6 protein-coding genes are annotated in these 6,245 nt (G+C 72.2%); all 6 read left to right on the top strand.

Features of this window, described 5'->3' with window-relative positions; all coding sequences use genetic code 11:
• The first annotated feature begins 119 nt into the window (after nt 1-119).
• Nucleotides 120-782 (top strand): fasciclin domain-containing protein, encoded by a 663-nt coding sequence (locus tag C5508_RS12125; RefSeq protein ID WP_104525201.1) that lies wholly within the window; start codon nt 120-122, stop codon nt 780-782.
• 107 nt (nt 783-889) lie between these two features.
• Nucleotides 890-1,495, top strand: a complete 606-nt coding sequence (gene pyrE / locus C5508_RS12120; RefSeq protein WP_232797086.1) for an orotate phosphoribosyltransferase — start codon at nt 890-892, stop codon at nt 1,493-1,495.
• Nucleotides 1,496-1,613: 118 nt separating this feature from the next.
• On the top strand, nt 1,614-3,032 hold the full coding sequence (locus tag C5508_RS12115) for an FAD-binding oxidoreductase (protein ID WP_198598041.1): 1,419 nt from the start codon (nt 1,614-1,616) through the stop codon (nt 3,030-3,032).
• The gene (locus tag C5508_RS12110; RefSeq protein WP_104525200.1) at nt 3,029-4,387 is read left to right on the top strand and encodes an FAD-dependent oxidoreductase; all 1,359 of its coding nucleotides are present in this window, start codon (nt 3,029-3,031) and stop codon (nt 4,385-4,387) included. Before C5508_RS12115 ends, C5508_RS12110 begins: the two co-directional genes overlap by 4 nt.
• Nucleotides 4,388-4,716: 329 nt before the next feature.
• A complete protein-coding gene (fbaA, locus tag C5508_RS12105; RefSeq protein ID WP_104525199.1) occupies nt 4,717-5,751 on the top strand; it encodes a class II fructose-bisphosphate aldolase in 1,035 nt (344 codons plus the stop codon).
• Complete coding sequence (locus tag C5508_RS12100; RefSeq protein WP_104525198.1) at nt 5,751-6,152, top strand: DUF3151 domain-containing protein; 402 nt, start codon at nt 5,751-5,753, stop codon at nt 6,150-6,152. The genes fbaA and C5508_RS12100 overlap by 1 nt, the downstream gene beginning before the upstream one ends.
• Nucleotides 6,153-6,245 lie beyond the last annotated feature (93 nt).

Raw genomic sequence — 6,245 nt, 5'->3', positions numbered from 1 at the left:
TTTATAGTTATTTTACGTCGTTATGTGTTTTCTCTTTTTTTTTTTATGTACATGCGTCCACCACATCCTCAACTATCCTCTTCGTCTGAAGCGTCGGATTTGTTTAAGAGACAAACCCCATGAAGCGCACCCTTTCCCGCGGCATCCTGGTCACCGCCGCCTCCACCCTGGCGATCACCCTGAGCGCCTGTGGCGGCTCGGACACCGGCTCCGGCAGCAGCGCGTCGGGCTCGTCGAGCGGCAGCAGCTCCTCGGCCACCGAGAGCTCCGAGATGCCCATGTCCGACGCGCCGTTCGGTGCGGCCTGCTCCCAGGTGCCCACCGAGGGCGAGGGCAGCGTCGAGGGCATGTCCGACGACCCGGTGGCCACCGCTGCCAGCAACAACCCGATCCTGTCCACCCTGGTCCAGGCCGTCACCGCCGCCAACCTGGGCGACACCCTGAACAGCGCCGAGGACATCACCGTGCTGGCCCCGGCCAACCCGGCCTTCGAGGCGGTCCCCGCCGACGCCCTGCAGGGTCTGCTCGCCGACACCGGCGCCCTGACCACGGTGCTCACCCACCACGTCATCCCGGGTCGCCTCACTCCCGAGGAGCTGGCCGGCACGCACACCACGCTGAACAACGACGAGGTCACCATCGAGGGCTCCGGTGAGGACTTCACCATCTCCATGGACGGCACCGTCGTCGGCATGGGGGCCTCGGTGATCTGCGGGAACGTGCAGACCGCCAACGCCACCGTCTACGTCATCGACCAGGTCCTCAAGCCTGCCGGTATGTGATGCCTGCCCCCTCCCGGACACCGGGAGGGAGCACCGCAGGGCCCCCGTCGGACTCCCGTCCGACGGGGGCCCTGCGGCGTGTCCGGGGCGTGTCTAGGGTCGTCGACATGGAGAAGGACCCTGCTCCCCCCCAACCCTCGTCTCTCGGGCCGGGCCCCTGGACCGGGGCTGTCACCCTGCCCGACCGTGACCGGCTGCTGCAGCTGATCGTGGACCTCGCCGTGGTGCACGGAAAGGTCACGCTCTCCTCGGGCAAGGAGGCGGACTGGTACATCGACCTGCGCCGCCTGACGCTGCACCACGAGGGCGCTCCGCTGGTCGGCCGGGTGATGCGCCAGCTGACCGGTGACCTGCGGTACGACGTCGTCGGCGGGCTCACCCTGGGCGCGGACCCGGTGGCGACGGCGATGCTGCACGCAGCCGCCGCGGGGGAGGGCTTTCTCGACGCCTGCGTGGTGCGCAAGGCCGGCAAGGCGCACGGTCTGCAGCGGCGGATCGAGGGTCCGGACGTCGCCGGCCGGACGGTGCTCGTGGTGGAGGACGTCTCGACCACGGGGGGCAGCCCACTGACCGCGGCCGAGGCGCTCCAGGAGGCGGGCGCGGAGGTGGTCGCCGTCGCAGTCATCGTCGACCGCGGGGGCCGGAAGGCGGTCGAGGAGGCCGGCTTCGAGTACCGCGCCGCGTTCACCCTCGCCGACCTCGGCCTCGACTGAGCACCCTGACGATCAGGTGACCTGATCGTTGTGGGTCCTGGCTCACCACCGGTGCTGAGCCAGGACCCCGTGTGATCAGCAGACCTGATCATCGGCGTCGCGGTCGTAGGGTGTGACGGTGACCACAGTCGCCACCGCGTGGCTCCCCGACCTCACCGACGCGCTGGGCGCCGACGCCGTCCTGACCGATCCGGACGTCACCGCCGGCTACGCGCGCGACCAGGCGATGCTCGCCGACGCCGGCACCCCGGCCGCGGTGGTGTTCCCGCGGTCCACCGACGACGTCGTCGCGGTGATGCGGGTGGCCGCCCGGCACGGCATCCCGGTGGTGCCCCGCGGCGCCGGCTCCGGGCTGGCCGGAGGCGCCAACGCCGTCGACGGCGCGATCACCGTGGTCATGACCCGCATGGACGCGGTCCTGGAGATCTCGCAGTCCGACCGGCTGGTCGTCGTCCAGCCCGGCGTGGTGAACAAGTCCCTGCGGGACGCCGTCGCCGGCTCCGGTCTGTTCTACCCACCGGACCCGTCGAGCTATGACTGGTGCACCATCGGCGGCAACCTGGCCACCAACTCCGGCGGCCTGTGCTGCGTGAAGTACGGCGTGACCACCGACTACGTGCTGGCGCTGGAGGTCGTGCTCGCCGACGGGCAGGTGCTGCGCACCGGCCGGCGCACCGTCAAGGGCGTGGCCGGCTACGACCTCGCCCGGCTGTTCGTCGGCTCGGAGGGGACGCTCGGCATCATCACCGAGGCGACCCTGGCCCTCCGCCCCGCGCCGCAGCGCCCGGTGACGCTGGCCGCCACCTTCGCCACCACAGCGCAGACCGGCGAGGTCGTGGAGCGGGTGGTGACGACCGGCCTGGTGCCCAGCCTGCTCGAGGTCATGGACAACACCTGCATCCGCGCGGTCGACGACCTGCTCAAGGCCGATCTCGACCGCGACGCACACGCCCTCCTGGTCGCTCAGTCCGACACGGGCGGGGACGCCGCCGCGCGGGAGATCGAGGCTTTGGCGGTGCTGTGCCGGGAGGCAGGGGCGCAGTTCGTGCACGCCACCGACGACCCGGCCGAGGGTGACCTGCTGCTGGCCGCCCGGCGGATGGCGTTGCCGGCCCTGGCGCAGCTGGGCAGCACGCTGATCGACGACGTCGCCGTCCCGCGGTCGCGGATCGCCCAGTTCCTCGACGGCTGCGACGCCATCGCGGCGACCCGGGCCCTGACCATCGGCGTCGTCGGGCACGCCGGCGACGGCAACATGCACCCGACCATCTGCTTCGACCCGGCCGACGCCGACCAGCGTGAGCGGGCGTTCGCCGCCTTCGACGACATCCTGGAGCTCGGGCTGTCCCTGGGCGGCACGATCACCGGTGAGCACGGCGTCGGGACGATCAAGCTCGACTGGCTGGAGCGGGAGATCGGGCCGGTGTCGCTGGCCGTGCACCGCTCGATCAAGGCGGCGCTGGACCCCGCGGGGCTGCTCAGCCCCGGCTCGGTGTTCCGGTACGCACCCGACCATGGTGGCACCCTGGGGGCATGAGCGGATCCCGGGAGCGGCTGGTCGTCATCGGTGGCGACGCCGCCGGCATGTCGGCGGCGGCGCAGGCCCGTCGCCTGCGGGACGCCGACGACCTCGACATCGTGGTGCTGGAGCAAGGCGCCGATGTCTCCTTCTCCGCCTGTGGGATCCCGTACTGGATCGGCGGGCAGGTGGAGCGGCGCGAGCAGCTGATCGCGCGCACGCCCGAGCAGTTCGCCGAGAGGGGCATCACCGTCCGCACCGGGACGCGGGTCGAGGGGATCGAGGCCGACGCCGGGAAGGTGGTCACCGCCGACGGCGAGCGGATCGGCTACGACCGCCTCGTCGTCGCGACCGGCGGCCGCCCGTCCCGTCCCCCGATCCCCGGACTGGACGCCCCGGGCGTCTTCGGCGTGCACCGGCTGGACGACGGCGCGGCGATCCGGGCCGCGATCGACGCCGGCGCGCGCCGCGGCCTGGTCCTCGGCGGCGGCTACATCGGGCTGGAGATGGCCGAGGTCCTGCAGCGGCGCGGTCTCGAGGTCACCGTCGTGCTCGCCGACCCGCTGCCCATGCAGCTGCTCGACGCCGACATGGGGGAGCGGGTGCGCGCCGGCATGGGCGCCATGGGCATGGACGTGCACACCGACCAGGCCGTGCGGGAGGTGCTTGTCGACGGGTCCGGTCGTGCCTGCGGGGTGCGCACCGACGCCGGCAGCTACGAGGCCGACATAATAGTCCTGGGGCTGGGCATGGGGCCGGAGGTGACGCTCGCCGAGGCCGCCGGCATCCGGCTGGGCACCACCGGAGCCATCGACGTCGACCGCACCCAGCGGACCCGGTCGCACCCGGAGATCTACGCCGCGGGTGACTGCGCGCAGACCTTCCACCGAGTGACCGGCGAGGTCGCCCACGTCGCGCTGGGCACGCACGCCAACAAGCAGGGGCGGGTGGCCGGCTCGGTGATCGGTGGCCGGCCCGCGCGCTTCGCCGGCGTCCTCGGCACCGCGCTGACGAAGGTCGGCGACATCGAGATCGGCCGGACCGGGCTGTGCACCACCCAGGCCGAGGAGGCCGGGTTCGAGTACCGCACCGACACGATCGAGGGGACGACGAAGGCCGGCTACTACCCGGGCGCGGAGGAGATCGCCGTCAAGCTGCTCAGCGAGGCCGGGTCCGGTCGGCTGCTCGGCGCGCAGATCGTCGGCGGTCCGGGATCGGGCAAGCGCATCGACGTGCTGGCCGCGGCGATCTGGGCCGGCATGACCGCTGAGGACCTGGCCGGCTCCGACCTCTCCTACGCGCCGCCGTTCTCGCCGACCTACGACCCGGTGGTGGTCGCCGCCCGGGTGGTCAGCCGCACCGAGCAGGGGTGACCGGACCGACGCCCGGGACGCCGACCGGTACGCCGAGAACCTGTCGGGCCGGGGCGCAGGCGGCCGGTGCGACGCTGCGCGGTCTCGACTTCCGGCGGCCCAGCTGACCGCCGCCTCAGCGGCGCGCACCTGCGCGGCAGCGGCCTCACCGCGGTCGACCGCGGCGGACCGAACCGGCCGGCGCGCGGATCGACGTCACCCGGGCGGTGGTACTCGTGACCGCCCTGGGGCGGGACGTACGCCCCGACGCCCCGGAGCGAGGCCGGCGGCGCGATACTGATCGCCGACGTACAGCGCCGTACACGCCGCTCACCCGAGGAGTGCCCCGCATGCCCATCGCGACCCCTGAGGTCTACGCCGACATGATCCGCCGGGCCAAGGAGGGCGGCTTCGCCTACCCGGCGATCAACTGCACCTCGTCCGAGACGATCAACGCGGCGCTGCGCGGGTTCGCCGACGCGGGCAGCGACGGCATCATCCAGTTCTCCACCGGCGGCGCGGAGTTCGGCTCCGGCACCAAGGTGAAGGACATGGTCACGGGCGCCGTGGCCCTGGCGGAGTTCGCGCACGTCGTGGCCGAGAAGTACCCGGTCAACGTCGCGCTGCACACCGACCACTGCCCCAAGGACAAGCTGGACTCCTACGTCCGCCCGCTGATCGCGCTGTCGAAGGACCGCGTCGACGCCGGGCAGGAGCCGTTGTTCCAGTCGCACATGTGGGACGGCTCGGCGATCGAGCTGACCGAGAACCTCGACATCGCCGAGGAGCTCATGGAGAAGTCGGCGGCGGCCAAGATCGTGCTCGAACTGGAGATCGGGATCGTCGGCGGCGAGGAGGACGGCGTCGTCGCCGAGATCAACGAGAAGCTCTACACCGCCGACGGCGACTTCCTGCGTACCGCGCAGCAGCTCGGGCTGGGGGAGCGCGGCGTCTACCTGCTGGCCGCCACCTTCGGCAACGTGCACGGGGTCTACAAGCCCGGCAACGTCAAGCTCCGGCCCGACGTGCTCGAGCGCGGTCAGGCGCTGGTCGCCAAGGAGTTCGGCCTCGGCGAGGGAGCCAAGCCGTTCAACCTGGTCTTCCACGGCGGCTCCGGCTCCGCGCCCGAGGAGATCCGCGAGGCGCTGTCCTACGGCGTCATCAAGATGAACGTCGACACCGACACCCAGTACGCCTTCACCCGCCCGATCGCGGGTCACATGTTCAGCAACTACGACGGCGTCCTGAAGGTCGACGGCGAGGTCGGCAACAAGAAGACCTACGACCCGCGCACCTACCTCAAGGCCGCCGAGACCGGCATGGCCGCGCGCGTCGTCGAGGCGTGCGAGGACCTGCTGTCGGCCGGCCAGTCGCAGGGCGCCTGATGAGCCACTCGCACGGGAACCTGCTGGGCGAGCCCGCCCCCACGCTGCTGCCGGCCCACCCGGAGGCCGACGCCGAGCTCGCCGCCGGCAACCCGCCGGCCGAGGTCGCGGCGCACCACCCGACGGTGAGTGCCGCCTGGGCCGCGTTGGCCGAGGAGGCGCTGGAGGGCGACCGCACGATCGAGGCCTACGCCTACGCGCGCACCGGCTACCACCGCGGGCTGGACGCGCTGCGCCGCAACGGCTGGAAGGGCTACGGCCCGGTGCCGTGGTCGCACGAGCCCAACCGCGGGTTCCTGCGCTGCGTCACGGTGCTCGCGAAGGCCGCTGAGGCGATCGGCGAGACCGACGAGCAGGAGCGCTGCACCCAGCTCCTGCGCGATTGCGACCCCACGCTGTGACACGGCGATCCTCCGGATCGCACCGCGGCCAGGAGCCGTCCCCCTCCTGAGCTGAGCCGTGTCGTCCCGCCTGCGCGGAGCCCTCCGGGCCCC

Source organism: Blastococcus atacamensis, from assembly GCF_002938425.1.
Taxonomy (GTDB): domain Bacteria; phylum Actinomycetota; class Actinomycetes; order Mycobacteriales; family Geodermatophilaceae; genus Blastococcus; species Blastococcus atacamensis.
Note: the sequence above shows the minus strand (reverse complement) of the source record. Positions and strands in the feature narration are given on the sequence as shown.